Origin of the sequence: Pseudomonas sp. JV449 (assembly GCF_032424295.1) — a bacterium.
Lineage (GTDB): Bacteria > Pseudomonadota > Gammaproteobacteria > Pseudomonadales > Pseudomonadaceae > Aquipseudomonas > Aquipseudomonas marginalis.
In genome coordinates this window covers 89586-115077 of record NZ_VYKD01000010.1, presented here as the reverse complement: position 1 = coordinate 115077, position 25492 = coordinate 89586, and the positions used below count along the sequence as shown (strand labels likewise).

Genomic DNA, 25492 nt, shown 5'->3' with positions numbered 1-25492 from the left:
CCATGCGTATCCTCGTGGTCAACGTCAACACCACCGAATCCATCACTGAAACCATCGCTCAACAGGCGCGGTCCGTGGCCTCGCCGGGCACCGAGATTGTCGGGCTCACGCCCTACTTCGGCGCGGAATCGGTGGAGGGCAACTTTGAAAGCTACCTGGCCGCCATCGCCGTGATGGACCGGGTGATGGCCTACGACCAACCGTTCGATGCGGTGATCCAGGCCGGCTACGGCGAGCACGGCCGGGAAGGCTTGCAGGAGTTGCTGAATGTGCCGGTGGTGGACATCACCGAAGCGGCGGCCAGCACCGCAATGTTCCTGGGCCACGCCTACTCCGTGGTCACCACCCTGGACCGCACCGTGCCGCTGATCGAAGACCGCCTGAAACTCGCCGGCCTGTACCAGCGCTGCGCCTCGGTGCGCGCCAGCGGCATGGCGGTGCTGGAACTGGAGGAAGACCCGCTGGCCGCCATGGAAGCCATCGTGCGCCAGGCGGAACTGGCCATCCGCGAGGACAAGGCCGAAGTGATCTGCCTGGGTTGCGGCGGCATGGCCGGGCTGGATGAGCAGATTCGCCAGCGCACCGGCGTGCCGGTGGTGGATGGGGTGACGGCGGCGGTGACCATTGCCGAATCCCTGGTGCGACTAGGGTTGTCGACGTCGAAGATCCGCACTTACGCGACGCCACGGCCGAAGCAGGTGATTGGCTGGCCGACTCGGTTCGGCCGCTGACCGGCACCTGGTTTCAGATTGCGCTGAACCTCTGGCCCAGCTTCTTCTCGGCAAACTGCTCGATGATGAAATCCACAAACGCCCGGGTCTTGCCGGGCAGCAGTTTGTGCTCCGCGTAGTAGATGGAAATATTGCCGTCGTCGACACACCAGCCGGGCAACACGCGCACCACCGCGCCACTGTCAAGGAACGGCACGGCCATGGGCATGCTCACCAGCGCAATCCCCAGGCCCTGGGCGCTGGCACAGCAGGCGGCTTCGGAGTCGCTCATGGTCATGCCGGGCTTGAGCACCAGCGGGCGGTGTTCGCGCGCGACACTGGTCAATTGCCAGGACCGGATACGCCCGGTTTGCGGCGAGCGGATCAGAATGCCCTTGCAGCGCGACAAGTCTTCGGGCTCGCGCACCGGCGGGCGCTGCGCCAGGTAATCCGGCGAGGCCACCAACACCCGATGCGCCGGCGCCAGCTTGCGCGCCACCACCCCTTGGGGCAGCTCAAAACCGCCACCGATGGCGGCATCGAAGCCCTGGCCGATCAGGTCCACCTGGCGGTTGTCGAAATGCCAGTCCGGGCTGATATCCGGAAAGCGCGCCATGAACGCCCCCAGCAACGGCACCACGTAGCGATTGCCAAACACGGTGCCCATGCTGACCTTGAGCGTGCCCACCGGCCGGCCTTCGGCGCTGGCCAGGTTAGCCACGGCATTCTGGATGGTGGTGAGGCTGCCGCTGACTTCGACCAGGAACAACTTGCCGGCTTCGGTCAGGGCCAGACGCCGGGTGCTGCGCTGGAACAGCCGCACGCCGAGGCGCACCTCCAGCTTGGCGACGCTTTTGCCGACCGCCGCCGGGGTCAGGCTCAGGTGCCGGGCCGCCTCGGCAAAGCTGCCGCCTTCGGCGCTGCGCACAAAGCATTCGATACTGCCAAAGCTTTCCATAACGCCCACTCTAAACTTTTAGTTTACACAGACTATAGCAATCACGGTCTACCGGCAGCGGCGAGCGAGGTCGATACTCGGCTCCAACAACAGGGCATTGCGCCTTGAATGACCAGGAGATCGACATGACCACACACAACCTCAGCGGCAAAGTCGCCTTGATCCAAGGCGGTTCCCGCGGCATCGGCGCCGCCATCGTCAAGCGCCTGGCAGCACAGGGTGCAGCCGTTGCCTTTACCTACGTCAGCTCGGCCGCCAAGGCTGAAGCCCTGCAGCACAGCGTGATCAGCGAAGGCGGCAAAGCCCTGGCGATCCACGCCGACAGCGCCGATGCCACTGCGATCCGCAACGCGGTCAACGCCACCGTGGAAGCCTTCGGCCGCCTGGACATCCTGGTGAATAACGCCGGCGTGCTGGCCATTGCACCGCTGGAAGACTTCAAGCTGGAAGACTTCGACCAGACCCTGGCGATCAACGTGCGCAGCGTGTTTATCGCCACCCAGGAAGCCGCCAGGCATATGGGTGAAGGTGGCCGGGTGATCAACATCGGCAGCACCAATGCCGAGCGCATGCCGTTTGGCGGTGGTGGCCCGTACGCAATGAGCAAGGCGGCGCTGGTCGGTTTGACCAAGGGTTTGGCGCGGGACCTGGGGCCGCGCGGCATCACCATCAACAACGTGCAACCTGGGCCGGTGGACACCGATATGAACCCGGCAAACAGTGATTTTGCCGAGAGCCTGATCGGGTTGATGGCGGTGGGCCGTTACGGGCACGTGGAAGAGATTGCCAGTTTCGTGGCATATCTGGCCGGGCCGGAAGCGGGGTATATCACCGGTGCCAGCCTGACTATCGATGGTGGCTTCAGCGCATAACCCAATGTGGGAGCGGCTTGCCCCCTCCCACCTGTTGACCTTGTTGGTTCAGGAGATGGGGGGTAGGCCATAGGCCGCCAGGTCGAAGTCCGCAAGCTTGCGGATGATCTGGTCGGCATGCTGGTACTTGCTGTCGGCCATGGCTTCATCAGGGACGGCGATCGCGGTCATATGGGCGGCCTTCGCAGCCGTTACACCAAACGGCGAATCCTCGAACACCAGGCAATCCTCCGGGGCAACGCCCAAGCGGCGTGCAGCGGTGAGGAAGATGTCCGGCGCCGGCTTGGCGGCACCGACTTCCGGGTCGTCAGCGGTGACGATGGTGTCGAACAAACCAAACCACTCGCGGTGCAAGGTGGTTTTGTGGCCAAACGAATTGCGCGACGAACTGGTGCCCACGGCAATCGGAATGTTGTGCGCCTTCAAGTGCCGCACCAGAGCTTCCGCGCCAGGCATGCCCAAGGCCTTGGGAAAGCGCTCGCTCATCAGCGGTTCGCGAATTTCGAGGAATTCAGCCGGGGTAATCGGCAGGTCCAGCGCCTTGACCACATAGTCGGCCAAATCCTGGGCACCGCGCCCGATGATGTGCTGCTTGATGCCCCAGTCGTAGGTTCGGCCGTAGCGTTCAGCGATGATCTGCGTGACTTCGGTGTAGATGCCTTCCGTATCCAGCAATAACCCGTCCATATCGAAAATCACGGCCTTGATCGGACCGACTGCGGTACGCGGTGCATTCATCACTACAAACCCTGGAAGAAGGACTAAATGGATTCAGCACAATAACGGCCTGGGTTACCTGCAAGCAACCTTCGCGGCCAGGTATTGAGCCGGCACAGGATTGCAGTCTGTGTGCGATCAGTGATTCATACCGGGCAGCAGTTTTACCCGCCCGCCTGCGATGCGGCCGTCTAGGGTTTGTAGGAACAGAGCGTTCGGCCGATAGCTCTCCTTTGAAAAATACCCCTTGCAAACCTTATAAAAGACTTATTAACCTCTGATGAACTCAATCCACTGGACCCGAAAAGCCGTCAAGCAATTGCTTCGATTGCATTCGTATCATCAACAACAAGTACGCGATGCCGTCTTCGCGCTTGAACGCATGCCCGAGGCAGTCAACGTCAAGGCGTTGGTCAACCACCCCCACGGTTACCGATTAAGGGTGGGTCATTACCGAGTCCTTTTCGACTGGGACGGCAATATCCAGGTAGTCAGCATTCAAGAGGTCAAGAAACGTGACGAGCGAACCTACTGCCATACAGATCATCCACAATACGGAGGGCAAGCCAGCCTTCGTGGTGATCCCTTATGAACACTATCTGGCCCGGCAGAACGATCCAAACCTCATTCCCCACGCGGTGGTCAGCCGCCTGGTAGATGGAGCCACTCCGATCCGAGCCTGGCGCGAACACCTGAACCTGACCCAGGAAGAAGTCGCCCAACGCCTGGGCATTTCCCAATCCGCATTTGCACAGCAAGAGGCGGTGAACAAACCTCGCCGGACGACGCGGGAAAAGATTGCCAAGGCATTTGGCATCAACGCCGTTCAACTGGAGCTATAGCCTCAAACGGGACAGTCCGCGCCTTCAGTCACCTAAAAGCGAAACCAAACATGCTCTATCGTCTAGCCGCAGACAGCCTCGTGCTGTTCCACCTGTGCTTCATCCTGTTCGTACTGTTTGGTGGGCTGCTGGCGCTGAAATGGCGCCCGGTTATCTGGCTGCACTTGCCCGCCGCTGCGTGGGGCGTGGCGGTCGAAGTGTTCCACCTGCCCTGCCCGCTGACCCGCTGGGAAAACCTGTTCCGCCACCTCGCCGGGCAGGACGGTTATGGCGGTGGGTTTATCGAGCATTACATCCTCACACTGATCTACCCGGCCGGGCTGACGCCACAGATCCAGCTGGGCCTGGGCGCATTGGTGCTGGCGATCAATATTGCGGTGTATGTGCGCTTGATCCGGCGTTACGTACAGGCTTGAGACAGCTTCACTGGTGAAGAATCAGACTCCCTCAGTCCCTTCACCGGCGCCACCATGTCCGAAGCCTTCGAAGTCCCCAGCCCCCACGAAAAACACCTCGAACACACCACCGAACACGCCCACGTCCACGGCGACAGTTTCGCCAGTCGCATCGCCGTCATGACCGCACTGATGGCCACCCTTGGCGCCATGCTCAGCTACCAGGCCGGCTCCACCGAGAGCGAAGCGGCGATGGACAAGAACAACGCGGCCATCATCAAGACCGAAGCCGCCAACCAGTGGAACTACTACCAGGCCAAGTCCAGCCGGCAGAACCTGGCGGAACTCGCGACCCATATTCCCGGTGTGGATGCCGCCCATTACAAGGATGAGATCGAGCGCTACAAAAGCCAGAAGGAAGAGGTACGCAAGCAAGCGGAGAAACTAGAGGCGACCTCAAAGGAATGGGATGAAAAATCCGAGCAGGCCCTGCACCAGCACCATCGTTGGGCCCAGGCGATGACCGCGATTCAGATCGCGATTTCGCTGGCGGCGATTACGTTGTTGACGAGAAGGGAATGGTTGAAGCGCATGTCCTATGCGGCGGCGGGTGTGGCGGTGGTGTTAGGTAGCCTGGCGTGGTTGCATATCTGACAGGGGAAGATTGATTTCAATCCCTTGCCGGGGCGATTAAAGTGCAGCCCCCGAGAATTGAATCTCGGGCTTTAGTCCATGGAGTTTCCCAGTGAAGTACATCAGTAAAGTGGTTGCAGCAGCCGTTCTCGGTTTCACCCTCGCAGGTTGCACCGGCACCGCCATCAAAACCCCGCAATACGACAGCAGCCAGTACACCGTGCTGGGTCACAGCGAAGCCAGCGCCACCGGCATCATGCTGTTCGGCGTGATCCCGATCGGCCAGAACAGCCGTTTCGTGCGCGCCCAGGACGCCGCCATCAAGGCAAAAGGCGGCGATGCGCTGATCAACACCCAAGTGCAGGAAAACTGGTTCTGGGCCTGGGTGCTCAGCGGTTACACCACCAAGATTTCCGGTGATGTGATCAAGCTGAAAACCGCGCAGTAAAATCGCTCGGGCTTTCAACTGAGCCCGCGCCGTATCATGGGCCAACCTTTCGAGGATGGCCCATGAACCTCAGTATCCTCTATGCACTCGCCGCCGCCGCCCTGTTCGGCGCCAGCACCCCGCTCGCCAAACACCTCGGCCTGGGCCTCTCGCCCGTGCTGCTCGCCGGCCTGCTCTATCTTGGCAGTGGCGTTGGCCTCGCTGGTGTGCGCGTTATTCGTGATCGCGGCTGGAAACCCTCCGGGCTAACCCCTTCGGAATGGCCCTGGCTACTCGGCGCCATCGCATTCGGCGGCATCCTCGGGCCCGTCGCGTTGATGTTCGGCCTGACCCGCACCGCTGGCGCCACCGCCTCCCTGATGCTCAACCTGGAATCGGTGCTGACCGCCGTTATCGCCTGGGTCGTGTTCAGGGAAAACGCCGACCGTCGCATCGTCCTGGGGATGATCGCCATCGTGCTGGGCGGCGTGCTGTTGTCGGGGGCCGACGGCGGTGGCACAAGCCATGACTGGACGGGGCCGCTGGCAGTTGCCGTGGCGTGCCTGTGCTGGGGGATTGATAACAATCTGACACGCAAGGTGTCTGCGTCGGACGCGCTGTTTATCGCCGGGGCCAAGGGGTTGATTGCGGGGCTGGTGAATGGCGGGTTGGCGCTTTATCTCGGGGCGCAGATCCCGGGCATGGCGCAGCTTGCGCCTATCTTGCTGGTGGGTTTTCTGGGCTATGGCATCAGCCTGGTGATGTTCGTGCTGGCGTTGCGCGGACTGGGCAGCGCACGCACGGGAGCCTATTTTTCCACCGCGCCGTTCCTGGGTGCTGCGATTGCGGTGCTGTTGTTGGGTGAGTCAGTGACGCTGGCGTTCTGGATTGCCTCAGCGTTGATGGCCGTGGGGGTTTGGCCGCACCTGACGGAACGGCATGCCCATGAACATCAGCATGACGCGACGGAACACGGGCATCGGCATGTGCATGATGAACATCATCAGCATGAGCACGGGTTTGAGTGGGATTCGGCGGAACCCCATAGCCATGTGCATGTGCACAGTCCGCTGAGGCACAGCCATGCGCATTTTCCGGATGTGCATCATCGGCATCGGCATTGAATGTATTAGGGCGGCGCTATAGGCCGCCCTTCTTTTGACATACAGGCCATTCAAGCGTGATGACCTGCGTGACCTTTATGCTCATATTCCCATCCCTTACACGCCAACCCTACGTGCTTGGGAATCAAGGCAGCACCGCTGCTATACGCCGTGATAGTCCTGCGCGAGAAGCCGAGTTCTACCGCCGCCGCAGAAAGAGACAAATTGTTGGTGAGCATCCACTTTCTGAAATCCTGCGTCAGCATGACCTCACCAGACTGCTCCAATGCCAGACGATGCAACGTAACGGCCGACACTTCGAGGTCACTGCCCCATGCCACATCAAACCCCCACTCACCTACTTGGGCCTGGCCGAATAACGCCAAATCCAAGAGAGGCTCGAGGACCGAGAAATTATTTATATGATCAGTGAGATCAACGGTGTGCCGCTTACCGTTGTGCCACTCGATCTCTAAGGCATGCTTGCCGGCAACTGGTTGCACAGCAGAGATGCGAAGCTTGCTGGCCATAAGTCAGTTCCTCCGGTTTTGTTCATCCCATACGCGCTTGAGATCAGCGATATGGGCTTTTGCCCAAAGCAGGGCGGCTTTCAAAGCTTTCGTTTCGGCACCTATACCGAGCACGACAAGCCCTTCTATCTGAACCAGCGACTCACCATCCGGCGTCTGCACGTGAAAGTGCGGCGGCGCGTGATCGTCAGGATAGATTTTTATTTTCCAGTTTCGTTCAGCGTGTAAGGTAGCCACGTAATCAGATGCTAGAGAAATTTTCTCCCTAGCATAACCGGCCTATTAGAACATCAAAACTGAAATTTTTAGCCATACCTCCAGACCGCGAAGATCTGTGGAGGTTAGTTTTTCAAACCCCTGAAATCACAAAACCCCTGGGTTCTTTCGAAACCAGGGGTTTTGTTTACATCAAATTTGGCGGTGAAGGAGAGATTCGAACTCTCGATACAATTTCTTGTATACACACTTTCCAGGCGTGCTCCTTAAGCCACTCGGACACTTCACCGTATCTCGTCAAACCAGTTCAGTCTGTCGAGGCGCGCTAATGTAGTCGAAAGCCTTTCTGATGGCAAAGGTTTTTTTCAGAATTTTCATGCGGTTAGACGGCTATGCCGGTAGTCGCCCGACAAGGGGTGGTGATTCTGCCATTCTTGGGCATGGGCGGCCTGGGTCTGGGGTCGGTGTTGCGCCCTGCCCCAGGCCTTCCAGTGCTCTCCCTGCGGGGAAAGTCTGACTGGGTAGTCAGTCACGGCGCTTTACCGGGGCGGGCGTGGTGGGTAACGTCTGCGCATGCGCCCCTATAAACAGCCTCTCTATAACAAATCCTACAAGGAACCGCGTCATGAGTGAGTTGATTGCTTACCACCTCGAAGACGGTATCGCGACCCTGACCCTGAGCAACGGCAAGGTGAATGCCATTTCTCCGGATGTGGTCAGTGCGTTTAATACAGCGCTGGACCAGGCCGAGAAAGATCGGGCGATGGTGATCATCACCGGCACGCCGGGGATCCTGTCGGGTGGTTATGACTTGAAGGTAATGACAGCCGGCCCTAAAGAAGCCATCGGCCTGGTGACGTCGGGTTCGACGTTGGCGCGTCGCCTGTTGTCGCACCCGTTCCCGGTGATTGTGGCGTGCCCTGGGCATGCGGTGGCCAAGGGTGCGTTCCTGTTGTTGTCGGCGGATTATCGGATTGGGGTGGAAGGCCCGTTCAGCATTGGCCTGAATGAGGTGGCGATCGGCATGACCATGCACCACGCCGGTATCGAGCTGGCGCGGGACCGTCTGCGTAAGTCGGCGTTTCATCGGTCGGTGATCAATGCCGAGATGTTTGACCCGCAAGGCGCATTGCAGGCCGGTTTCCTCGACAAGGTGGTGGCACCTGAAGAGCTGCAGGCGGCGGCGCTGGAAGCGGCACGTCAGTTGAAGAAGCTGAATATGAACGCCCATAAGCACACCAAGCTGAAGGTGCGTAAGGCGCTGCTGGAGGCGTTGGATGAGGCAATCATCCAGGATCAGGGGCATATCCTGAGTTAAGCCCTACAACCGAAACATCGAAGCCCGACCTTGCGTCGGGCTTTTTCGTACAAATGAATCCGAAACATCTTTAGCCACTCTAGCCTGCCTATATCGGCACATGTTGAAACATGTGCTTAAACATCGCCTATCTCCTACCTCTTTACGGGTAATTGCCGAATTCAGTGCACATCCGTACACTGCGCCACCTTTTATCCCGATGGGCCGTGTCGATGCTTTTTCTGTTACGCATGTTATTGATGGGCCTGCACTTTATGGTGGCCGGTGTACTGGGCGTGCTGCTCGGGGCCTGCCGGCCGTTCAACCCGGACAACAGCCGCTTGTGTGCGCGTCTCTATGCGCTGCCGGCCATGTGGATCCTGCGGCTGAAGGTGAAGACCGATGTAGACTCCCTGCGCAACAAGCCTGGTACGTGTGTGATCATCGCCAACCACCAGTCCAACTATGACCTGTTTGTGCTGGGCACCGTGGTGCCCCATCGCACTGTGTGTATCGCCAAAAAGAGCCTGAAATGGGTACCGCTGTTCGGCCAGTTGTTCTGGCTGGCGGGCAATGTGCTGATCGACCGCGGCAATGCGCACAAGGCACGTCGCGCGATGCTCACCACCACTCATACGTTGCAGCATCAGGACACGTCGATCTGGGTGTTTCCGGAAGGCACGCGCAACCTGGGCAAAGGCCTGTTGCCGTTCAAGAAAGGCGCGTTTCATATGGCCATCGCCGCTGGCGTGCCCATCGTGCCGGTGTGTGTCAGCAATTACGTCACCCATATGAAGCTCAATCGCTGGAACAGCGGTGATGTGCTCATACGTTCGTTGCCGCCGGTTCCTACTGCGGGCCTGACTTCGGATGACATCCCGCAGTTGATGCAGACCTGTCAGGCGCAGATGGATGAGTGCATTGCTGCGATGGATCGCGACGTGCAATCTGCCTGAACACCTTCCGAGGGGCCTGGCCCCCCACGCAAACAAGCTTGCTCGTCACAAAAAGCGAGCACCTGCAAACGCCGCAACGGAACGTCATTCAAGCTAAGCTGCCCAACACCTGTCCTCCTAATAAGAAGTGATCAGCACCATGGGTAGAGTTGTTGCGGCCGCCGTGTACAGCGCCGGAAAGAAAGTCACTGATATCACCCTCGACGAAGGCGCGGCCTGGGCCGCCAAACCCGGGCATTTTGTGTGGATCGGCCTGGAAGAGCCCAACGCGCAGGAGCTGGCCAACCTGCAACGCCAGTTCAACCTGCATGAACTGGCCATCGAAGATGCCCTGGAAAAACACAGCCGCCCCAAGCTGGAAACCTTCGGCGACGCACTGTTTATCGTCACCTATTCACCGGTGCGCGAGAACGGCAAGCTGGAGTTTATCGAGACCCATATCTTCGCCGGCAACGGCTACATCATCACTGCGCGTAACGGCCATTCGGCGTCCTACGGCTTTGTTCGGCAACGCTGTGAGGCGCGGCCGCTATTGCTGGAGCATGGGGAAGATTTCGTACTCTATGCCCTGCTGGACTTTGTCACCGAGAACTACCAGCCGGTCAGCGAGGCGATCCACGCCGAGATCGATGAACTGGAGCACAACGTGCTGTGCAGCTCGCTGAGCGAGCGCGATATCCAGAAGATCCATGGCCTGCGCCGCGATGTACTGCGGCTCAAGCGCTATGTGGCGCCGATGGTGGAGATCAGCCAGGAACTGCAGAAGCTGAGCTTCCCGTTTATCGACAAGAACATGCGCCCGTATTTCCGTGACGTGCAGATCCACGTCACGCGGCAGATGGAAGACCTCACCACCCTGCGCGATATCGCCAGCCAGACCATCGAGATCGGTGTATTGCTCGAAGCGTCGCGCCAGAGCGTGGTGCAGCGCAAGTTTGCCGCGTGGGCGGCAATCCTGGCGTTCCCCACCGCGGTGGCGGGGATTTATGGGATGAACTTCCAGAACATGCCCGAGCTGCAATGGCACTACGGCTATTTTGCAGTGCTCGGGTTTATTGCGTTCGGTTGCACGGGCTTGTGGGCCAGTTTCAAGCGCTCGGGCTGGCTTTAAACCCGGGCCTCAGGCTTGTGCGCCACGAAGCGCATCATCCATTCCGCCACGGTCACGCCGTGGTGGTCGCGCGCCAGGCTGGCGACGCCGTTTGTGTAGACTTTTTCACCCAGGGTCGTCTGAAGAATCTCCAGCAACTCGCGGGAATAATCATGGATAAATTCCGGGTGCCCCTGGAAGCACAGCACCTGGTCGCCGATGTGATAGGCGGCGAACGGGCAAAACTCGCTGGAGGCGATGACCGTGGCATTGTCCGGCAAGGTGGTGACCTGGTCCTGGTGGCTGATCAATAGCGTCAGCTCTGGCACTTCAGGGCTCATCCACGGCGCCTTGGTATCCAGTTTGTAATCGTGAATGCCCATGCCCCAGCCCTGGCCGGCGCGCTCGGCCTTGCCGCCCAGCAGCAGCGCGAGCAATTGATGGCCGAAGCAGATGCCCAGCAACTTGTCGCCGCGCTCATAGCGTTCGAGCAGGTAGGTCTTGAGGGTCTGGATCCAGGGGTCGGTGCCGAAGGAATCGGCCTTGCTGCCGGTCACCAGGTAGGCGTCGAACACTTCGTCGTCCGACGGGTATTCGCCCTGCACCACGTTGTACACAACGAATTCGGCGGCAATCGGCTGCTTGGAGAACAGGCGCTTGAACATCTGCCCGTAGCCTTGGTATTGATCGATCAAGCCTGGACGCAGGATATCGGTTTCCAGGATACAGACGCGTAGCGACATAAAAAATACCTGACACGGTGATGGGAATAATGCACACCCCAGAGCCTGCCTTGAAATACCCTGACAAGGCAAGCCCTGTACATGCCCAAAACCGTCAGAAGGTCGTGTTCTGCGCAGCTTTGTCGAGCAACAACGCCGGCGGCGAGAACCGCTCCCCATACTGTTCGGCCAGGTAGCGGGCGCGGGCGATGAAGTCATTGAGGCCGTACTGGTTGATAAACTGCAACGCGCCACCACTCCAGGCGGCAAAACCGATCCCGAAGATCGACCCCACGTTGGCATCCGCGGTGGACATCAACACGCCCTCCTCCACGCAGCGCACGGTCTCGATGGCCTGGATAAACAGCAAACGGTCGCGCACATCCTGCGCTGAAATGCGCTGGTCGGCTCGCTCAAAGCGCGCTTTCAATTCAGGCCACAAATGCTTCTGCCCGCCCGCCGGGTACTCGTAGAAACCTCCCCCCGCCGCCTTGCCCGCGCGTTTGTACTCGTTCACCAACAGATCAATTACCACCGTGGCCGGATGGCTTGGGACTGTTTTACCTTCAACCTGCAGATCCTTGGCAGCCTGTTGTCGGATATGGCTCATCAGGCTGAGGGACACTTCATCGGACACCGCCAGCGGCCCCACCGGCATACCCGCCTTGCGCGCCTCGGTCTCGATCATCGGCGCAGCCACGCCTTCGCCGAGCATGGCGATGCCTTCATGGGTGAAGGTGCCGAACACCCGCGAGGTGAAGAACCCGCGACTGTCGTTGACCACGATCGGAGTTTTCTTGATTTGCAGGACGAAATCGAACCCCCGGGCCAGGGTTTCGTCCGAAGTGCGGGCGCCCTTGATGATTTCCACCAGGGGCATCTTGTCCACCGGGCTGAAGAAATGCAGGCCGATGAACTTGCCTTGATCCGGCACCGCCGTGGCCAGGCCGCTGATGGGCAAGGTAGACGTGTTGGAGGCGATCACCGCGTCGGCGCCGACCACATTGTGTGCGGCAGCCGAGACCTTGGCCTTGAGTTCACGGTCTTCGAACACGGCCTCGATGATCAGGTCACAGCCGGCCAGATCAGCATCCGAAGCCGTAGGATGAATCCGCGCGAGGGTGGTTTCGCGCTGCTCAGAGGTCAATTGCCCACGGCTGACCTTCTTGTCCAACAGCGCCGTCGAATGCGCCTTGCCCTTCTCGGCGGCCGTCAGGTTGATGTCCTTGAGCACCACATCGATACCGGCGCAGGCACTGACATAGGCGATGCCTGCGCCCATCATCCCGGCGCCGAGCACCCCGACCTTACGCGTCACGTAAGGTGCAAAGCCCTGAGGCCGCGAGCTGCCGGCGTTGATTTCATTGAGTTGGAACCAGAAGGTGCCCATCATGTTTTTCGCCACCTGCCCGGTGACCAATTCGGTGAAGTAGCGGGTTTCGATCACGTGCGCGGTATCGAAATCCACCTGCGCGCCTTCCACGGCGGCGCAGAGGATTTTCTCCGGGGCCGGAAAGCAGCCGTTGGTTTTGCTGCGCAAAATCGACGGTGCGATGGCGAGCATTTGCGCCACTTTCGGGTGAGACGGCGTACCACCGGGAATCTGATAGGCCTTGTTGTCCCACGGCTGCCTGGCCTGCGGATTGGCGAGAATCCATGCGCGGGATTTGGCCAGCAGCTCAGTGCGATCCGCCGCCAGCTCATCGACCAACCCGGCTTGCAGCGCTTGCTGGGGCCGGACTTTCTTGCCTTCGAGCAAATACGGCAAGGCCTTTTCCAGCCCAAGCATGCGCACCATCCTCACCACGCCACCGCCGCCTGGCAGCAGGCCAAGGGTGACCTCCGGCAAACCGAGTTGCACCGACTTGTCATCCAGCACGACGCGGTAGTGACACGCCAGGCAGATCTCCAAACCGCCGCCGAGGGCTGCGCCATTGACGGCGGCCACCACCGGCCTGCCGAGGGTTTCCAGGCTGCGCAGTTGCGCCTTCAACACCAGGACGCTGTCGTAGAAATCCTGGGCGTGGGCCTTGTCGACCTTGATCAGTTCATTGAGGTCGCCGCCGGCGAAAAAGGTCTTCTTCGCCGAGGTGATAACCACGCCGGCAATGTCGTCCTTTTCCGCCTGCAGGCGTGCGACGGTGGCCGCCATTGCCTCACGGTACGCGGCGTTCATGGTGTTGGCGCTCTGGCCGGGCATGTCGAGGGTCAGCACCACGATCTGGTCCTGGCCTTTTTCGTAACGAATGGCATCGGTCATGACAACTTCCTTGGCTCAGAGGCGTTCGATAACGGTGGCGATGCCCATACCGCCGCCAACACACAGGGTGGCCAGGCCGTAGCGCTGCTGGCGCACCTCCAGTTCGTCGAGCAGGGTGCCGAGGATCGCGCAGCCCGTGGCGCCCAGCGGGTGGCCCATGGCGATGGAGCCGCCGTTGACGTTGACGCGCGCGGCGTCGATGCCCATGTCCTTGATGAACTTGAGCACCACCGAGGCAAAGGCCTCGTTGACCTCGAACAGGTCGATGTCCTCCACGTGCAAACCTGCCTTTGCCAGGGCCTTGCGCGTGGCCGGCGCCGGCCCGGTCAGCATGATGGTCGGGTCGGTACCGGTGACCGCCGTGGCAACGATGCGTGCCCGCGGTTGCAGGCCCAGCTCGCGGCCCTTCGCTTCGGAGCCGATCAACATCAATGCGGCACCGTCGACAATGCCGGAGCTGTTGCCTGGTGTGTGGACATGGTGGATGCGTTCCACATGGCTGTAGACCCGCAACGCGGTGGCGTCGAAGCCCATCTGCCCCATCATTTCGAAGCTGGGCTTGAGCTTGCCCAGGCCTTCGAGGGTGGAATCGGCGCGAATGAATTCATCATGGTCCAGCAGCACGATGCCGTTCTGGTCCTGCACCGCGATCAACGACTTGTTGAAGGAACCGTCTGCACGCGCCCTGGCGGCTTTCTGCTGGGACTGTAGGGCAAAGGTATCGACATCCTCGCGGGTGAAACCTTCCAGGGTGGCAATCAGGTCGGCGCCAATGCCCTGGGGCGTGAAGTGACTGTGCATGTTGGTCTGCGGGTCGAGCACCCAGGCCCCGCCATCGCTGCCCATGGGCACGCGGGACATGGACTCCACACCGCCGACCACCACCAGGTCCTCAAAGCCGGAACGCACTTTCATCGCGCCGAGGTTAACCGCCTCCAGGCCCGAGGCGCAGAAGCGGTTGATCTGTACACCGGCGACGCTGACGGCCCAGTCCGCCACCAGGGCGGCGGTCTTGGCGATGTCGGCGCCCTGGTCGCCCACCGGGGTGACACAGCCGAGCACGATGTCATCCACCTGTTGAGTGTCGAGGTCGTTGCGTTGCCCCAGCGCGGTGAGCAGGCCGGCCACCAGGTTTACCGGCTTGACGCTGTGCAGGGCGCCGTCGGCCTTGCCTTTGCCGCGGGGCGTGCGTATCGCATCAAAGATCAAAGCTTGGGTCATGACGTCCTCGAACCATTGCGCAGTAATGCCCTTACCTTAGGCCCGATTGACACGGTTTCAATGACGGATGCGCTCATTGCTTTTGACCGCCACGCTCGGACGAACGGTAGGCACCTAAGGTAATTGCTGGATTAATCGTTTTAGCTGTCTAGCCAAGGCATTGGCGCCAAGATGGCGTTATGCCTCATGCCTTTTTAAGCTGAAATGCTGATTAGGTGATATGAAATGGGTCTAAGCCGCGCAGAACGAGGGCTCTAAGGTTCAATCAGTAAGAAGTTGCTGCCGGGTTTTGCTGGAGCAGCTGTAAGAAAAGCGACACGTCACATTGCGATACTCATATTCAACGGCACGCATTTGACGCTCAGGAATAACAACAAAAGGCAGTCAGCCATGTTTAAACATTCGAAAGTACGTCAGGCAGGACTTATTCTGTTCGCCACCACATTGATTCTGATCTTGCCCAACTTGACCAAGGTCATTGGGTGACCTCTTCTTGAGCCTGTTCTTACCTCAGGATTACCGCTTTTGGCAGCACCTGCCGGGACTTCGTGCATAGCGATCCTGTTGCAGGGGCTGCCTTTTTATCTGCACTTTTCCGCTATCGTGGGCCCTATCGCCACTTAACACGGGGCCGCCGTCTTGAAACCGATCTTCGCATTCCTTGCCTTGTTGCTCGCCCTGCCCGCTTCGGCGGCGCAATTGACCGTCGAGCTGGATCACAGCCGCAAGACCTGGCAGACCGCCGACCTGCTCAAGCATCCGGACGCGCAGACAGTGCAGGTCGTCGATGACGTTTCCTACAAGCGCAACATGACCTATCGCGCAGTACCGCTGGCAGTGCTCCTGCCGGGCCTACAGCCCGATAATCATCTGCAAGCCGTTGCCCTGGATGGCTTCGCCGCCGAACTGACGGCTGCACCGTTGCTGCAAAAAAACGGTGCCCGCGCCTGGCTGGCCGTGGAAGACCCGGCCCACCCATGGCCCCCATTGGCAGACGGCAAGCCGAGTGCCGGGCCGTTCTACCTGGTGTGGACCGATCCGCAGGCCGGGCATATCAGCCCGGAGCAGTGGCCGTTCCAGATCTGCGCGATCAAGCAGTTGAAGACGGTGGCCGAACGTTTTCCGGCGCTGCTGCCCGACCCGACGCTGGCTGCGAATGATCCGGTCAACCAGGGCTTTGCGCTGTTCCAGAAGAACTGCCTGGCCTGCCACCGCCTCAATGGCGCCGGCGACGCACAGGTGGGGCCGGACCTGAATGTTCCCTACAACCCTACGGAATATTTCAGCGGCGACTTCATCAAGCGCTATATCCGCGACCCGCAGAGCCTGAGGCACTGGCCGCAGGCAAAGATGCCAGCGTTCGCCGCCAGCGTGTTGCCTGACAGCGAGCTGGAATTGCTGGTGGGGTACTTGAAGCATATGGCGGGGCGTAAACAACACCCCTGAACCCAGCCTGATCTCGGTGGCGAGCGGGTTATTGCTGCTGGACCAGGACCACCGGCGTCGGCGCCACGAACACCTTGGCATGCATCTGCTCATGCCCTCCGCCACGGCGCATGCCGCGTACCGGGCAAGCGTCGAGGTAGTCCAGGCCCACGGCCAGTTTCAAATGCCGCTCCGGCCGGGCCAGTTGGTTGGTCACGTCAAAGCTGTACCAGGCGTCATCCAGCCAGGCTTCGGCCCAGGCGTGGCTGGCCAGGTGAGTGCTGTCTTCCGTGTACAAATACCCAGACACATACCGCGCAGGAATGCCCAGGCTGCGCGCGCAGGCCAGGAACGCATGGGTATGGTCCTGGCATACCCCCGCCCGCCCTGCGAAGGCCTGGGCGGCGCAGGTGTCGACTTCGGTGGCGCCGGGCGTGTAGACCATCGACTGGTTGAGGGCGTGCATCAGGTCGATCAGGGCCGTGCGATCACGACGCTGGTGGCAATGCTGTTGCGCAAAGGCGCGCAGGGCGTCGTCGGGCTCGGTCAGGCGGGTGCAGCGCAGGAACGGAAAGGCTGACTGGCTCTCGTGTTCAGCCTCACGCAGCTCATCGATATCCACCTGGCCACGGGCGCCAATGATGATGGCGTCGTGGGGTTCGTCCAGGGTCAGCACGTGCAGGATGTTGCCGAACGGGTCGATCTGCGCGCGCACCGGGCGAGGCAGGTCCAGTTGCCAACTGAGCACATGCTGGCGCTCGCTGTCGTGGGGCGTGAGGCGCAGGTACTGGATGCTGGCGCGTACCTGGTCTTCGTAGTGGTAGGTGGTTTCGTGGCTGATGGAGAGTCTCATGCGGCCTCCAGGTAGGAACTGTAGATGGCGTCGCCCAACTGGCGGACCAAGGGGATAAAGTCGGTCAGCCAGGCGTGCAGGCCTTCCTCGAGGATTTCATCGATCGCGGTAAACCGCAGGCGCGCGTCCATCTCGGCAGCCAGGCGCTGGGCCGGACGGCCGTTGATGCCGGGCAGGCTGGCGAGGATCTGGTCGATCTCTTCGCTGCAGGCCCGCAGGGAGCGCGGTACATCGGCGCGCAACAGCAACAGCTCCGCGACTTGCCGGGCACCTGGGGCGTCGCGGTAGATCTCGGTGTAGGCCTCGAACGACGATAACGCGCGCAGCAAGGCACTCCATTGATAGTAGGCGTGGGCGGTGCCATCGGTAACGGCTTCGGCCTGGTCGCCGGCCATTTCATAGCGCGCATCCAGCAGCCGCAGGGTGTTGTCGGCGCGCTCGATAAACGTACCCAGCCGAATAAAACGAAAGGCGTCATTGCGCATAATGGTGCCGTAGGTCGCCCCCCGGAACAGATGGGAACGCTCCTTGACCCACTCGCAGAACCGGCTCATGCCGTAGCGGCTGAGGCCCTGCTGTGAGATTTCGCGAATCTCCAGCCAGGTTGCGTTGATGTTTTCCCACATGTCGGCAGTGATTCGCCCACGCACGGCATGGGCGCTGGCCCGCGCGGCACCGAGACAACTGTAGATGCTGGCCGGGTTGGCCGCATCCAGTGCGAAGAAATGCAACAGGCGTTCGGCGTGCAATTCGCCGTGGCGCTCGCGGTAATCATCCAGCGTGCCGGTGATCAACAGCGGCATGGCCAGTTCATGCAGGCCATCACCGCGCCCATCCTGGGGCATGAGCGACAGCGAATAGCTGACATCGAGCATGCGCGCGAGGTTTTCCGCGCGTTCCAGGTAGCGCGACATCCAGTACAAATCCGAGGCAGTTCTACTCAACATGGCATCAGTCCTCGACCACCCAAGTGTCTTTGGTGCCGCCGCCCTGGGACGAATTGACCACCAGCGACCCTTCACGCAGCGCGACACGGGTCAAACCGCCGGGTACCACACGGGTTTCCTTGCCGGACAACACGAACGGGCGCAGATCAATATGGCGCGGCGCAATGCCGTTTTCGACAAAGGTCGGGCAGGTGGATAAACACAGGGTTGGCTGTGCGATATAGGCGTGGGGCTTGGCCTTGATACGCGCGCGGAAGGCTTCGATTTCCGCGGCCGTGGACGCTGGCCCCACCAGCATGCCGTAGCCGCCGGAGCCCTGGGTTTCCTTCACCACCAGGTCCGGCAGGTTGGCCAGCACGTGGGACAATTCGTCGGGCTTACGGCACTGGAAGGTGGGAACGTTCTGCAGGATCGGTTCTTCATCCAGGTAAAAACGGATCATCTCGGTGACGAAGGGGTACACCGACTTGTCATCCGCCACCCCGGTGCCGATGGCATTGGCCAGCACCACATTGCCCGAGCGGTACGCCGCCAGCAGGCCGGGCACACCGAGCATGGAGTCCGGGTTGAAGGCCAGCGGGTCGAGGAATGCGTCGTCGAGGCGACGGTAGATCACGTCCACGGCTTTGGGGCCGTCGGTGGTGCGCATGAACACACGGTCATCGCGTACGAACAGGTCCGCGCCTTCCACCAACTCCACACCCATTTCCCGGGCTAAAAATGCATGCTCGAAAAACGCGCTGTTGAAGCGCCCCGGGGTCAGTACCACCACGCTGGGATTATCCAGGGGGCTGGCGCTTTTCAGGGTATCGAGCAGCAGGTTGGGGTAATGATCGATCGGCGCGATGCGCTGGGCCGCGAACAGCTCGGGGAACAGGCGCATCATCATCTTGCGGTCTTCGAGCATGTAGCTCACGCCGCTGGGTGTACGCAGGTTGTCTTCCAGCACGTAGTAGGTGCCGTCGCCGTCGCGTACGAGGTCGACTCCGGAGATGTGGGAATACAGGTCGCGGTGCAGGTTCAGCCCCTGCATTGCCAACTGGTATTGCTCGTTGGCCAGTACCTGTTCGGCGGGAATGATCCCGGCCTTGATGATGCGTTGTTCGTGATAGAGGTCGGCGAGAAACATGTTCAGCGCCTTGACCCGCTGGATGCAGCCACGCTCGACCATCCGCCATTCGCTGGCGGGAATGCTGCGGGGGATGGTGTCGAACGGAATCAGGCGCTCGGTGCCCTGCTCGTCGCCGTAAAGCGTGAAGGTGATCCCGGCACGGTGAAACAGCAAGTCGGCTTCGCGCCGGCGCTGGGCCAGCAGTTCAGCGGGGGTGTCGGCCAACCAGCGGGCGAACTCGCGGTAGTGAGGGCGAACCTGCCCTGCCCCATCGTACATTTCGTCGTAATAAGTGCGGATCATGCCGTACTCCTTGTCACCCGGACGCAAGAACCATCGCAAGGCCCGTGCCAGCGGCATAAACACTTAAAAATCAGTGAGTTGAATATAAGCAAAGACCTGATCGCACCGTCCTGGTGCGCAGAATCCCCACTGCACTGCCGCACGCTTCATGGCAATGCAGGCTTTGGCTATCAACAGCATAGTCAGAGTTGATTTCACTGCCCGTGCCAGCCTGCGGATAATTCTCCCCATCCGCTGAACAGGACACGTCCTACAGCCTTACCCATCCCGCACTCGGTACCTTGAAGCTCGTGTACTGACCGGCTCCTTCGGTCTTCCCTTTCAGCCACCCTTTTCGGGTGGCTTTTTTTTTGTGCGGGAAAGGGCAACGGTAGTTCCGGAAATTTTCACACAGCACATACAAAATCGGCCGACCCCAGGGTCAGCCGATACGCTGTGTTGCTCATACAATGGCGCTACATGGGTAACCCACGCACCTCCTGCTTGACGCCCCAACCTTCGATGATTCCGCCCAGCGGCTCGACCACCGCTTCAAAGTCTTGCTCGAAGTCTCCTATGCCATCGTAGGTTGCAAACATGATCTTGCTCAGTTCCAGGTACCAGGCGCCATCGTCGCGCGCACTGACCTGGGCATTCAGGGACTCACCACGAAATTCACCCGCAGCCCTGCGCGCCCGTTCCTCATCCGGGAAAATGGCGTAGAACTCAATGGGGTGGAACCGTGAAAAGTCGAAGCCGCCTTCTTTCATGCGGCGCAGAACGTTGGTGCTGATGTCTTCTTGATAGGCTGTGCTCATGAAACGTCCTCCTCAAACCGATGGATAGACTTTCCGTGCTTCCCAAAGCCCGCGCGCTGACGGCGCGGGTACCACGGCAACAACATCACCACGGGAAAACAAGCATGTAGCTGACAAGACCAGACCTTAGCGATTCATTCGCTGATCTCACTTGCAGAGTAGCGCGAAGCTATCACCTCCACCAGAGGTGCTTGAATGGCATACAGGAAATGTTCAGGCGGCGGGAGAAATGTCGAGGATTTGAATACTGTTCTGGTCTTTGAGGATCTTGACCGTTGGCTCGGGCTTGCGGCCCTCAAGGTCGTTGAGGTCCAGTTCGGCGGCCACGGGCACCAGCTTGTTGCGGATCATGTGTGCCGCATCTTCGAGGCTGGGCTTGTGCTCGCAGGTGAACTGCTCCACGGACTGTACGCCGTGATCATCAACGAAGGTAATCTGCCACTTTTGCATCGGTGCCTCCTCGATAAAACCCATGTGTGGGCTTACCTCTATCTGGACCTTGAGGGCTCGGCAAACGTTCCACTCAAGTCAGGAAGCACCGGATCAAGCACAGTTATTTTTCAGCGTGTTCCTTCAAGGCTTTCAGGGTGTTGAACGGCGCTTCCACCACGAACTTGTTGGCCAGCCACGACGGCACGCTGCCGCCTGGCTCGGTGTGTACCTGGTAGGTGACTTCGGTCTCATTGGCGCCTTTAGGGACCAGTTTCCAGAAGCCCTCGACCTGAGCGACACGCACGTAGCCTTTTTCTTCGGGCTTGTAGGTCGGCACGCCCTGCAGCTTGCGGGTTACGCTGCCGTCGGCGTCCTTGGTGGTGGTGACATGGATGTATGAATCACGATCGGTCACCGGGAAAGGCGCCTTGAACTGGGTGTAGGTCCAGGCCTCATCGCCTTTCTTGTCCACCAGCTTCTGGGATTTGCACTCATGAATCCACGAGCAGGCACCGGCCACATCTTCCTGCAGGGCCTGGATCCTGGCGACAGGCGCCTTGATCACGGTCACACCGCGATACGCCTTGTATTTGGAGCCGGCGACTTCGCTCAGGGACACCTTGATACCGTCTTCATCCTTGGCAACCTGCCAATCCTCAGCCTGGGCAGTGGCAGCAAATACCAGCGTAAAACCGCACAGCACAGCCATTCGTTTCAGCGAACCCATTGTCGTATTCCTTATTGTTGAAGTTCCGATAGTAAAGCCCCTCAAGCCGCCGTCATCTGCTCCCACCAGCCGATCAACCGGATCGCATCGGCCTGGTCGGTGCCGCAGACATCGATATCCGCCTTGAAATCACTGCACACCGCCGGGCGCTCCGGTCGGCCGAACAGTTGGCACAGCTGTTCGACCGACAGGTGCAGGCAGCGTTCGCCCGCCGGTTTGCCATTGGGCATACCGGGTAAGGGCGAACTGATGGAGGGGGCGATGCAGCAGGCGCCACAGCCTTCACGGCAATTCATGACCAGCAGGTCCTCGACGACTCAATAGGGACGGCCGGGCTAGGGTACGCCCTTAAACAGCCGTTTTAAAATGGGTTAACAGGGGTTTTTCGCACAAAATAAAAGTGACCGACCAGTCTGCGACAGATGGTCGATGGCCTGCGTCACTTGGTAGGAAAAAGTTTACTGCTTGAACTCGAATTCCAACGCGGCACCTTCCACTTCACGGCGCTCTTCGTTGCGCAATTGCAGCTTCATCTCATTGCTGAGCAAACGGCCGTTGATCTGGAACGCACTGTTGTCGGTGGGCTTTTCACCGAACATCGGCGGCAACAACGGCACGCTCTTGGGCTTGGGCACGGTACCCAGGGGCTGCAGGTGCCTGACCATGTCCGAAGGCAGGGACAAATCCAACTGTGCCGGTGGCAGTTTGGTCTGTGCCACTTCCTGGGCTGACTTGGATTTTTTCGCCGTCGACGCACGTTTTTTCGCCGTGGCGGTTGGCTTCTTCGCGACGGGGGCTTGCTTGGCGGTGGAAGGTTTTTTTGCCGGGGCATCCGGCTGGGTATTGGCAGCGGGCTTGTTTTCAGCCACGGGTGCCGCCGCCAGCGCTGTGCCGACGTTACACAGGCTTAACAGGCCAATCACCAAAGCAGCGCGAACAATCGAGGTCATATTGCCTACAGCATTAACGGCAGAGGGCCATATGCTCGCTTGTTGTGCGCGGCATGACAAGCGCGGTGATCAGCCAGCTATCGGCGCTGCCCCTTTTCGGCGCCTCAAAAGCCGGCTGCGGTTTCCTGGCATAGCTGGCTGGCCAGCATCCCCAGGGTCATCAGCGCACGCTCTGCTTCGCGGTTCCAAGGTGTGCCGCAGTTAAGGCGAATGCAGTGGTTGAACTGCTCGGTATTGCTGAAGATCAAGCCCGGCGCAATGCTGATGCCCTGTTGCAGGGCGCGCACGTGCAGTTCCTGGGTATTGACCCGCCCAGGCAAACTGACCCACAAAATAAAGCCGCCCGTCGGACGAGTCATCTGGGTGCCTTCCGGGAAATACTGCTGCACCGCCAGTTGGAAGGCGCTGAGATTCTTGCGGTATTCCTGGCGGATGTAACGCAGGTGCCGGTCGTACCCGCCGTTCTCCAGATACGCTGCCACGCCCATCTGGGTGACGCTGCAGGCCGAGTGGGTGCTGAACATTTGCAGGCGCTGGATTTCCTGCTGGTACTTGCCGGCGATCATCCAGCCGATGCGCACACCCGGCGACAAGGTCTTGGAAAAGCTCGAGCAATAGATGACCCGGTCCAGGCGGTCATAGGCCTTGAGAGCCTTGGTGCGGCCGAGTTCGAACATCAGTTCGCCGTAAATATCGTCTTCGACAATCTGGATATCAAAATCCGAGGCCAGGCGCAGCAACTGTTTCTGCCGTTCCTCGGGCATGGTGCCGCCCAAGGGGTTGCTCAGGCGCGTGGTCAACACCAGGGCCTTGATCGACCATTGGTTGGCGGCCAGTTGCAGGGCTTCCAGGCTCATGCCGGTGGACGGGTCGCTGGGGATCTCGATGACCTTCAGGCCCAACAGGTCGGCCAGTTGCAGCAAGCCGTAATAGGTCGGCGATTCAGCCGCGATCAAGTCGCCGGGACGTGTCAGCACCCGCAGCGACATCTGCAAGGCGTCAACACAGCCGTGGGTGATCACCACTTCGGAGGGGTCCACCACCACGCCGGCGTCACGCATGCGAATCGCCACCTGGCGGCGCAACGGCTCGAAACCGGGGCTGAACATGTAGCTGAAGGCGCGTGGGCTCTGGAAGCGCGTGACCTTGGCCAATTGCTGGTGCAGCGCCCGCACCGGCAAGTAGTCGACACTCGGCACGGCGGCGCCCAAGGGGAACACGCCTTCGCGGCGCGACTCACCCAATACTTGCTGGATTATGCTGCTGCGGGTGACCAACCCCGGGCGCTCGACCCGCGCGATGTCCGGCGTCGGAGCGGTGAGCGCCGGCGTCTGGTGCACGTAGTAACCGGACTGCGGCCGTGCCCGGATCAGCCCCTGGTCTTCCAGGTTGGCGTAGGCCTGCAATACCGTAGCGTGGCTGACATTGAGCTGGGAGCTCATCTTGCGCACCGAGGGCACGCGCTCGCCAGGTTGATAGACACCGCGACGGATGTCCTCAGCCAGTTGCTGGGCGATACGTTGGTAAAGCAACAGATTGGTCATGACGCAGCACTCGATTTCACGGGTATTTTATTTTTGTGTGAAACATACCAGCACAGTTTAGAAGTGTACGGGGACAGTTGCCACAATAGTCGAGCGCGCGCGGGAGTGACAGTAAAAACTGTAAGGTGAGTGGAGAGAATACTCAGATGTATACAGAACAATGTGGGAGGGGGCTTGCTCCCGATGACGGAGTGTCAATCGCCGAAAATAGTGACTGATCCACCGCTATCGGGGGCATGCCCCCTCCCACACTTTTGATTTGCGCAAGGCTTCAGCGAGCGGCGCCCAGTTGGCCTTTCTCGTCGGAGAACACTATTTCTACGCGACGGTTCTGCGCGCGGCCACGTTCGGAGGCGTTGGCTTCCACCGGGTACTGGTCGCCGTAGCCCTCAACCTGGATGCGTTTCTCGTCGATTCCCAGGTCCACCAGCACATCGGCCACCGATTGCGCGCGATCACGGGACAGTTTGACGTTTTCCTGCTGACCACCCGTATTGTCAGCGTACCCCTCGATGCGCACCACACGCTTGGGGTTCAGTTGCAGGAACTGCACGATTTTCAATACGGTGCGGTTCGCCGAGTTTTTCAACTCCGCTTCACCGGTATCGAACAGCACGTCGCCCAGGGTCATCACCAGGCCACGATCGGTCTGAGTGGTGGTCAGGCTGGCGATCTGTTCTTCGAGCCATTTACCCTGCTGCTGCACGCTGATCAGCTTGCTTTCACGCAGGGCCAATTGCAGGCGCTGGCGTTCCAGTTCGAGCTTGGCGGCACGCTCTTCGTTAAGTGTCTGCTCGGTGTGTTCGCGGGCGATGGCACTGTAGCGCTGGCTCAGGTAGGCGTAATGCACCACGTCGGCACCGCTGCCCCAGTAGCTGGACAAGCGGTCGGCCCGCGCCAGGGATTCACCGGCGCGGATCACGTCCTTGGGTGCGATACGCAGCACGTTGGCGTCTTCCTTGACCTTCTGGAAGTCGCTGCCCGCCTGTTGCAAGGCCTGTTCGCCACTGGGGTGGCTGGCACAACCGCCCAGTGCCGCACTGCCCAGCAGCACGGCACAGCCCAGACCACGGATCATCGGGTTCATTGGGCTTCTCCCAGCTGCAATTGCTTGCGCAGGCGCGTGATGCGGGTATTGAGCACGTTCAGTTGTTCCTGGCTCTTGCGGGTCAGCACCTGGGCTTCGGCCAGGCGCGCATCCAGCTCGGCCTGTTCGGCCTGCATGCGCGCGTCCTTGTAGGATTGCTCGGCCATGTCGGCCTTGGCCTGGGCGAATTTGTCTTCGGCCAGTTTCAGTTCGGGTGATTCATCGGTGCTGGCGCCCACGGCGTTGGCTTGTTCCAGGGCTTGCTGGGTGAGGCGAATTTGTTCATTCGGCGCAGGATCGGCTGCACATCCCGCCAGAGCGACAACGGCGAGGGCCGCGAAAAAAGGTCGAAGAGTCACTGAAAATC

29 protein-coding genes, 1 tRNA gene and 1 pseudogene are annotated in these 25492 nt (G+C 60.2%); 12 read left to right on the top strand and 19 right to left on the bottom strand.

From position 1 onward, the window contains the following. The first annotated feature begins 2 nt into the window (after positions 1–2). Positions 3–731: an aspartate/glutamate racemase family protein gene (locus F6S08_RS11135; RefSeq protein WP_027603659.1), complete on the top strand. Its 729-nt coding sequence runs from the start codon at positions 3–5 to the stop codon at positions 729–731. A gap of 13 nt (positions 732–744) precedes the next feature. Here F6S08_RS11135 and F6S08_RS11130 read toward each other — a convergent pair whose 3' ends face one another. Continuing rightward, complete coding sequence (locus F6S08_RS11130) at positions 745–1668, bottom strand: LysR family transcriptional regulator (protein WP_315871586.1); 924 nt, start codon at positions 1666–1668, stop codon at positions 745–747. A 125-nt stretch (positions 1669–1793) separates the two neighbouring features. Here F6S08_RS11130 and F6S08_RS11125 point away from each other — a divergent pair, with 125 nt between their 5' ends. Next, a complete protein-coding gene (locus F6S08_RS11125; RefSeq protein WP_027603657.1) occupies positions 1794–2540 on the top strand; it encodes a 3-oxoacyl-ACP reductase family protein in 747 nt (248 codons plus the stop codon). Between the two features lie 48 nt (positions 2541–2588). On the opposite strand, the gene F6S08_RS11120 is transcribed toward F6S08_RS11125, so the two are convergent. Next, positions 2589–3278 (bottom strand): HAD-IA family hydrolase, encoded by a 690-nt coding sequence (locus F6S08_RS11120; protein WP_053132697.1) that lies wholly within the window; start codon positions 3276–3278, stop codon positions 2589–2591. Positions 3279–3537: 259 nt separating this feature from the next. On the opposite strand from F6S08_RS11120, the pseudogene F6S08_RS11115 reads away from it, so the two are divergent. The 6 genes and pseudogenes from F6S08_RS11115 to F6S08_RS11090 all read left to right on the top strand — a co-directional run. Continuing rightward, positions 3538–3789 (top strand): annotated as a pseudogene (locus tag F6S08_RS11115) (type II toxin-antitoxin system RelE family toxin); the annotation flags it as partial. Then, positions 3773–4099 (top strand): helix-turn-helix domain-containing protein, encoded by a 327-nt coding sequence (locus F6S08_RS11110; protein ID WP_065946900.1) that lies wholly within the window; start codon positions 3773–3775, stop codon positions 4097–4099. The pseudogene F6S08_RS11115 and the gene F6S08_RS11110, both read left to right, overlap by 17 nt. 50 nt (positions 4100–4149) lie before the next feature. Then, on the top strand, positions 4150–4515 hold the full coding sequence (locus F6S08_RS11105; RefSeq protein WP_065924798.1) for a DUF2784 domain-containing protein: 366 nt from the start codon (positions 4150–4152) through the stop codon (positions 4513–4515). Between the two features lie 54 nt (positions 4516–4569). Further along, positions 4570–5148, top strand: coding sequence for a DUF4337 domain-containing protein (locus tag F6S08_RS11100; RefSeq protein WP_137212069.1), 579 nt, complete (start codon positions 4570–4572; stop codon positions 5146–5148). A gap of 91 nt (positions 5149–5239) precedes the next feature. Next, positions 5240–5575: a hypothetical protein gene (locus F6S08_RS11095; RefSeq protein WP_074847470.1), complete on the top strand. Its 336-nt coding sequence runs from the start codon at positions 5240–5242 to the stop codon at positions 5573–5575. A 62-nt stretch (positions 5576–5637) separates the two neighbouring features. Continuing rightward, a complete protein-coding gene (locus F6S08_RS11090) occupies positions 5638–6678 on the top strand; it encodes an EamA family transporter (protein WP_315871585.1) in 1041 nt (346 codons plus the stop codon). Between the two features lie 50 nt (positions 6679–6728). Here the strand turns inward: F6S08_RS11090 and F6S08_RS11085 are convergent, their stop codons facing one another. The 3 genes from F6S08_RS11085 to F6S08_RS11075 form a co-directional block, all read right to left on the bottom strand. Further along, on the bottom strand, positions 6729–7187 hold the full coding sequence (locus F6S08_RS11085) for a DUF2442 domain-containing protein (RefSeq protein ID WP_074847472.1): 459 nt from the start codon (positions 7185–7187) through the stop codon (positions 6729–6731). A gap of 3 nt (positions 7188–7190) precedes the next feature. Next, positions 7191–7424: a DUF4160 domain-containing protein gene (locus tag F6S08_RS11080; protein WP_074847473.1), complete on the bottom strand. Its 234-nt coding sequence runs from the start codon at positions 7422–7424 to the stop codon at positions 7191–7193. A gap of 178 nt (positions 7425–7602) precedes the next feature. After that, positions 7603–7692: transfer RNA gene (locus F6S08_RS11075), tRNA-Ser, on the bottom strand. Positions 7693–8028: 336 nt separating this feature from the next. Here F6S08_RS11075 and F6S08_RS11070 point away from each other — a divergent pair. From F6S08_RS11070 to F6S08_RS11060, 3 genes are all read left to right on the top strand, one after another. Next, positions 8029–8721 (top strand): crotonase/enoyl-CoA hydratase family protein, encoded by a 693-nt coding sequence (locus F6S08_RS11070; RefSeq protein WP_315871584.1) that lies wholly within the window; start codon positions 8029–8031, stop codon positions 8719–8721. A 212-nt stretch (positions 8722–8933) separates the two neighbouring features. Beyond that, a complete protein-coding gene (locus F6S08_RS11065; protein ID WP_065924809.1) occupies positions 8934–9656 on the top strand; it encodes a lysophospholipid acyltransferase family protein in 723 nt (240 codons plus the stop codon). Positions 9657–9795: 139 nt separating this feature from the next. Continuing rightward, entirely contained in the window at positions 9796–10767 is a 972-nt protein-coding gene (locus tag F6S08_RS11060) for a magnesium and cobalt transport protein CorA (RefSeq protein ID WP_027603646.1), read from the top strand. On the opposite strand, the gene F6S08_RS11055 is transcribed toward F6S08_RS11060, so the two are convergent. The 3 genes from F6S08_RS11055 to F6S08_RS11045 all read right to left on the bottom strand — a co-directional run bounded on the left by F6S08_RS11055 (position 10764) and on the right by F6S08_RS11045 (position 14949). Then, a complete protein-coding gene (locus tag F6S08_RS11055) occupies positions 10764–11489 on the bottom strand; it encodes an amidotransferase (protein ID WP_027603645.1) in 726 nt (241 codons plus the stop codon). The two genes, F6S08_RS11060 and F6S08_RS11055, sit on opposite strands and share 4 nt — an antisense overlap. Before the next feature lie 94 nt (positions 11490–11583). Further along, positions 11584–13728: a 3-hydroxyacyl-CoA dehydrogenase NAD-binding domain-containing protein gene (locus F6S08_RS11050; RefSeq protein ID WP_315871583.1), complete on the bottom strand. Its 2145-nt coding sequence runs from the start codon at positions 13726–13728 to the stop codon at positions 11584–11586. 15 nt (positions 13729–13743) lie between these two features. Continuing rightward, positions 13744–14949 carry an acetyl-CoA C-acetyltransferase gene (locus tag F6S08_RS11045; protein WP_065924811.1) on the bottom strand — a complete coding sequence of 402 codons (1206 nt, stop codon included), beginning with the start codon at positions 14947–14949 and terminating at the stop codon, positions 13744–13746. Between the two features lie 639 nt (positions 14950–15588). Here F6S08_RS11045 and F6S08_RS11040 point away from each other — a divergent pair. Beyond that, complete coding sequence (locus F6S08_RS11040) at positions 15589–16395, top strand: c-type cytochrome (protein WP_137212058.1); 807 nt, start codon at positions 15589–15591, stop codon at positions 16393–16395. 28 nt (positions 16396–16423) lie between these two features. On the opposite strand, the gene F6S08_RS11035 is transcribed toward F6S08_RS11040, so the two are convergent. The 11 genes from F6S08_RS11035 to F6S08_RS10985 form a co-directional block, all read right to left on the bottom strand. Then, positions 16424–17227, bottom strand: coding sequence for a transglutaminase N-terminal domain-containing protein (locus F6S08_RS11035; protein ID WP_027603641.1), 804 nt, complete (start codon positions 17225–17227; stop codon positions 16424–16426). Beyond that, on the bottom strand, positions 17224–18174 hold the full coding sequence (locus F6S08_RS11030) for an alpha-E domain-containing protein (RefSeq protein ID WP_027603640.1): 951 nt from the start codon (positions 18172–18174) through the stop codon (positions 17224–17226). Before F6S08_RS11030 ends, F6S08_RS11035 begins: the two co-directional genes overlap by 4 nt. Before the next feature lie 4 nt (positions 18175–18178). Beyond that, on the bottom strand, positions 18179–19588 hold the full coding sequence (locus tag F6S08_RS11025) for a circularly permuted type 2 ATP-grasp protein (protein WP_027603639.1): 1410 nt from the start codon (positions 19586–19588) through the stop codon (positions 18179–18181). A 455-nt stretch (positions 19589–20043) separates the two neighbouring features. Further along, the gene (locus F6S08_RS11020) at positions 20044–20385 is read right to left on the bottom strand and encodes a ribonuclease E inhibitor RraB (RefSeq protein WP_015885395.1); all 342 of its coding nucleotides are present in this window, start codon (positions 20383–20385) and stop codon (positions 20044–20046) included. A 213-nt stretch (positions 20386–20598) separates the two neighbouring features. Continuing rightward, positions 20599–20835 (bottom strand): hypothetical protein, encoded by a 237-nt coding sequence (locus F6S08_RS11015; protein ID WP_027603638.1) that lies wholly within the window; start codon positions 20833–20835, stop codon positions 20599–20601. Between the two features lie 103 nt (positions 20836–20938). Further along, positions 20939–21544, bottom strand: coding sequence for an START domain-containing protein (locus F6S08_RS11010; RefSeq protein WP_027603637.1), 606 nt, complete (start codon positions 21542–21544; stop codon positions 20939–20941). 41 nt (positions 21545–21585) lie between these two features. Further along, on the bottom strand, positions 21586–21840 hold the full coding sequence (locus tag F6S08_RS11005) for a YkgJ family cysteine cluster protein (RefSeq protein WP_065940713.1): 255 nt from the start codon (positions 21838–21840) through the stop codon (positions 21586–21588). 162 nt (positions 21841–22002) lie between these two features. Continuing rightward, complete coding sequence (locus F6S08_RS11000) at positions 22003–22494, bottom strand: translation initiation factor 2 (protein WP_137212057.1); 492 nt, start codon at positions 22492–22494, stop codon at positions 22003–22005. Positions 22495–22598: 104 nt separating this feature from the next. Next, the gene (locus F6S08_RS10995) at positions 22599–24038 is read right to left on the bottom strand and encodes a PLP-dependent aminotransferase family protein (protein WP_017527404.1); all 1440 of its coding nucleotides are present in this window, start codon (positions 24036–24038) and stop codon (positions 22599–22601) included. 271 nt (positions 24039–24309) lie between these two features. Then, positions 24310–25125, bottom strand: coding sequence for an OmpA family protein (locus F6S08_RS10990; RefSeq protein WP_065946914.1), 816 nt, complete (start codon positions 25123–25125; stop codon positions 24310–24312). After that, complete coding sequence (locus F6S08_RS10985; protein WP_115489087.1) at positions 25122–25484, bottom strand: DUF4398 domain-containing protein; 363 nt, start codon at positions 25482–25484, stop codon at positions 25122–25124. Before F6S08_RS10985 ends, F6S08_RS10990 begins: the two co-directional genes overlap by 4 nt. Positions 25485–25492: the final 8 nt, after the last annotated feature.

Bases quoted from the DNA above. Each gene is read 5' to 3' on its own strand.
- F6S08_RS11135 (WP_027603659.1), top strand. From the start codon at position 3: ATGCGTATCCTCGTGGTCAACGTCAACACCACCGAATCCATCACTGAA.
- F6S08_RS11130 (WP_315871586.1), bottom strand. From the start codon at position 1,668: ATGGAAAGCTTTGGCAGTATCGAATGCTTTGTGCGCAGCGCCGAAGGC.
- F6S08_RS11125 (WP_027603657.1), top strand. From the start codon at position 1,794: ATGACCACACACAACCTCAGCGGCAAAGTCGCCTTGATCCAAGGCGGT.
- F6S08_RS11120 (WP_053132697.1), bottom strand. From the start codon at position 3,278: ATGAATGCACCGCGTACCGCAGTCGGTCCGATCAAGGCCGTGATTTTC.
- F6S08_RS11105 (WP_065924798.1), top strand. From the start codon at position 4,150: ATGCTCTATCGTCTAGCCGCAGACAGCCTCGTGCTGTTCCACCTGTGC.
- F6S08_RS11100 (WP_137212069.1), top strand. From the start codon at position 4,570: ATGTCCGAAGCCTTCGAAGTCCCCAGCCCCCACGAAAAACACCTCGAA.
- F6S08_RS11090 (WP_315871585.1), top strand. From the start codon at position 5,638: ATGAACCTCAGTATCCTCTATGCACTCGCCGCCGCCGCCCTGTTCGGC.
- F6S08_RS11085 (WP_074847472.1), bottom strand. From the start codon at position 7,187: ATGGCCAGCAAGCTTCGCATCTCTGCTGTGCAACCAGTTGCCGGCAAG.
- F6S08_RS11070 (WP_315871584.1), top strand. From the start codon at position 8,029: ATGAGTGAGTTGATTGCTTACCACCTCGAAGACGGTATCGCGACCCTG.
- F6S08_RS11065 (WP_065924809.1), top strand. From the start codon at position 8,934: ATGCTTTTTCTGTTACGCATGTTATTGATGGGCCTGCACTTTATGGTG.
- F6S08_RS11060 (WP_027603646.1), top strand. From the start codon at position 9,796: ATGGGTAGAGTTGTTGCGGCCGCCGTGTACAGCGCCGGAAAGAAAGTC.
- F6S08_RS11055 (WP_027603645.1), bottom strand. From the start codon at position 11,489: ATGTCGCTACGCGTCTGTATCCTGGAAACCGATATCCTGCGTCCAGGC.
- F6S08_RS11050 (WP_315871583.1), bottom strand. From the start codon at position 13,728: ATGACCGATGCCATTCGTTACGAAAAAGGCCAGGACCAGATCGTGGTG.
- F6S08_RS11045 (WP_065924811.1), bottom strand. From the start codon at position 14,949: ATGACCCAAGCTTTGATCTTTGATGCGATACGCACGCCCCGCGGCAAA.
- F6S08_RS11035 (WP_027603641.1), bottom strand. From the start codon at position 17,227: ATGAGACTCTCCATCAGCCACGAAACCACCTACCACTACGAAGACCAG.
- F6S08_RS11030 (WP_027603640.1), bottom strand. From the start codon at position 18,174: ATGTTGAGTAGAACTGCCTCGGATTTGTACTGGATGTCGCGCTACCTG.
- F6S08_RS11025 (WP_027603639.1), bottom strand. From the start codon at position 19,588: ATGATCCGCACTTATTACGACGAAATGTACGATGGGGCAGGGCAGGTT.
- F6S08_RS11020 (WP_015885395.1), bottom strand. From the start codon at position 20,385: ATGAGCACAGCCTATCAAGAAGACATCAGCACCAACGTTCTGCGCCGC.
- F6S08_RS11015 (WP_027603638.1), bottom strand. From the start codon at position 20,835: ATGCAAAAGTGGCAGATTACCTTCGTTGATGATCACGGCGTACAGTCC.
- F6S08_RS11010 (WP_027603637.1), bottom strand. From the start codon at position 21,544: ATGGGTTCGCTGAAACGAATGGCTGTGCTGTGCGGTTTTACGCTGGTA.
- F6S08_RS11005 (WP_065940713.1), bottom strand. From the start codon at position 21,840: ATGAATTGCCGTGAAGGCTGTGGCGCCTGCTGCATCGCCCCCTCCATC.
- F6S08_RS11000 (WP_137212057.1), bottom strand. From the start codon at position 22,494: ATGACCTCGATTGTTCGCGCTGCTTTGGTGATTGGCCTGTTAAGCCTG.
- F6S08_RS10995 (WP_017527404.1), bottom strand. From the start codon at position 24,038: ATGACCAATCTGTTGCTTTACCAACGTATCGCCCAGCAACTGGCTGAG.
- F6S08_RS10990 (WP_065946914.1), bottom strand. From the start codon at position 25,125: ATGAACCCGATGATCCGTGGTCTGGGCTGTGCCGTGCTGCTGGGCAGT.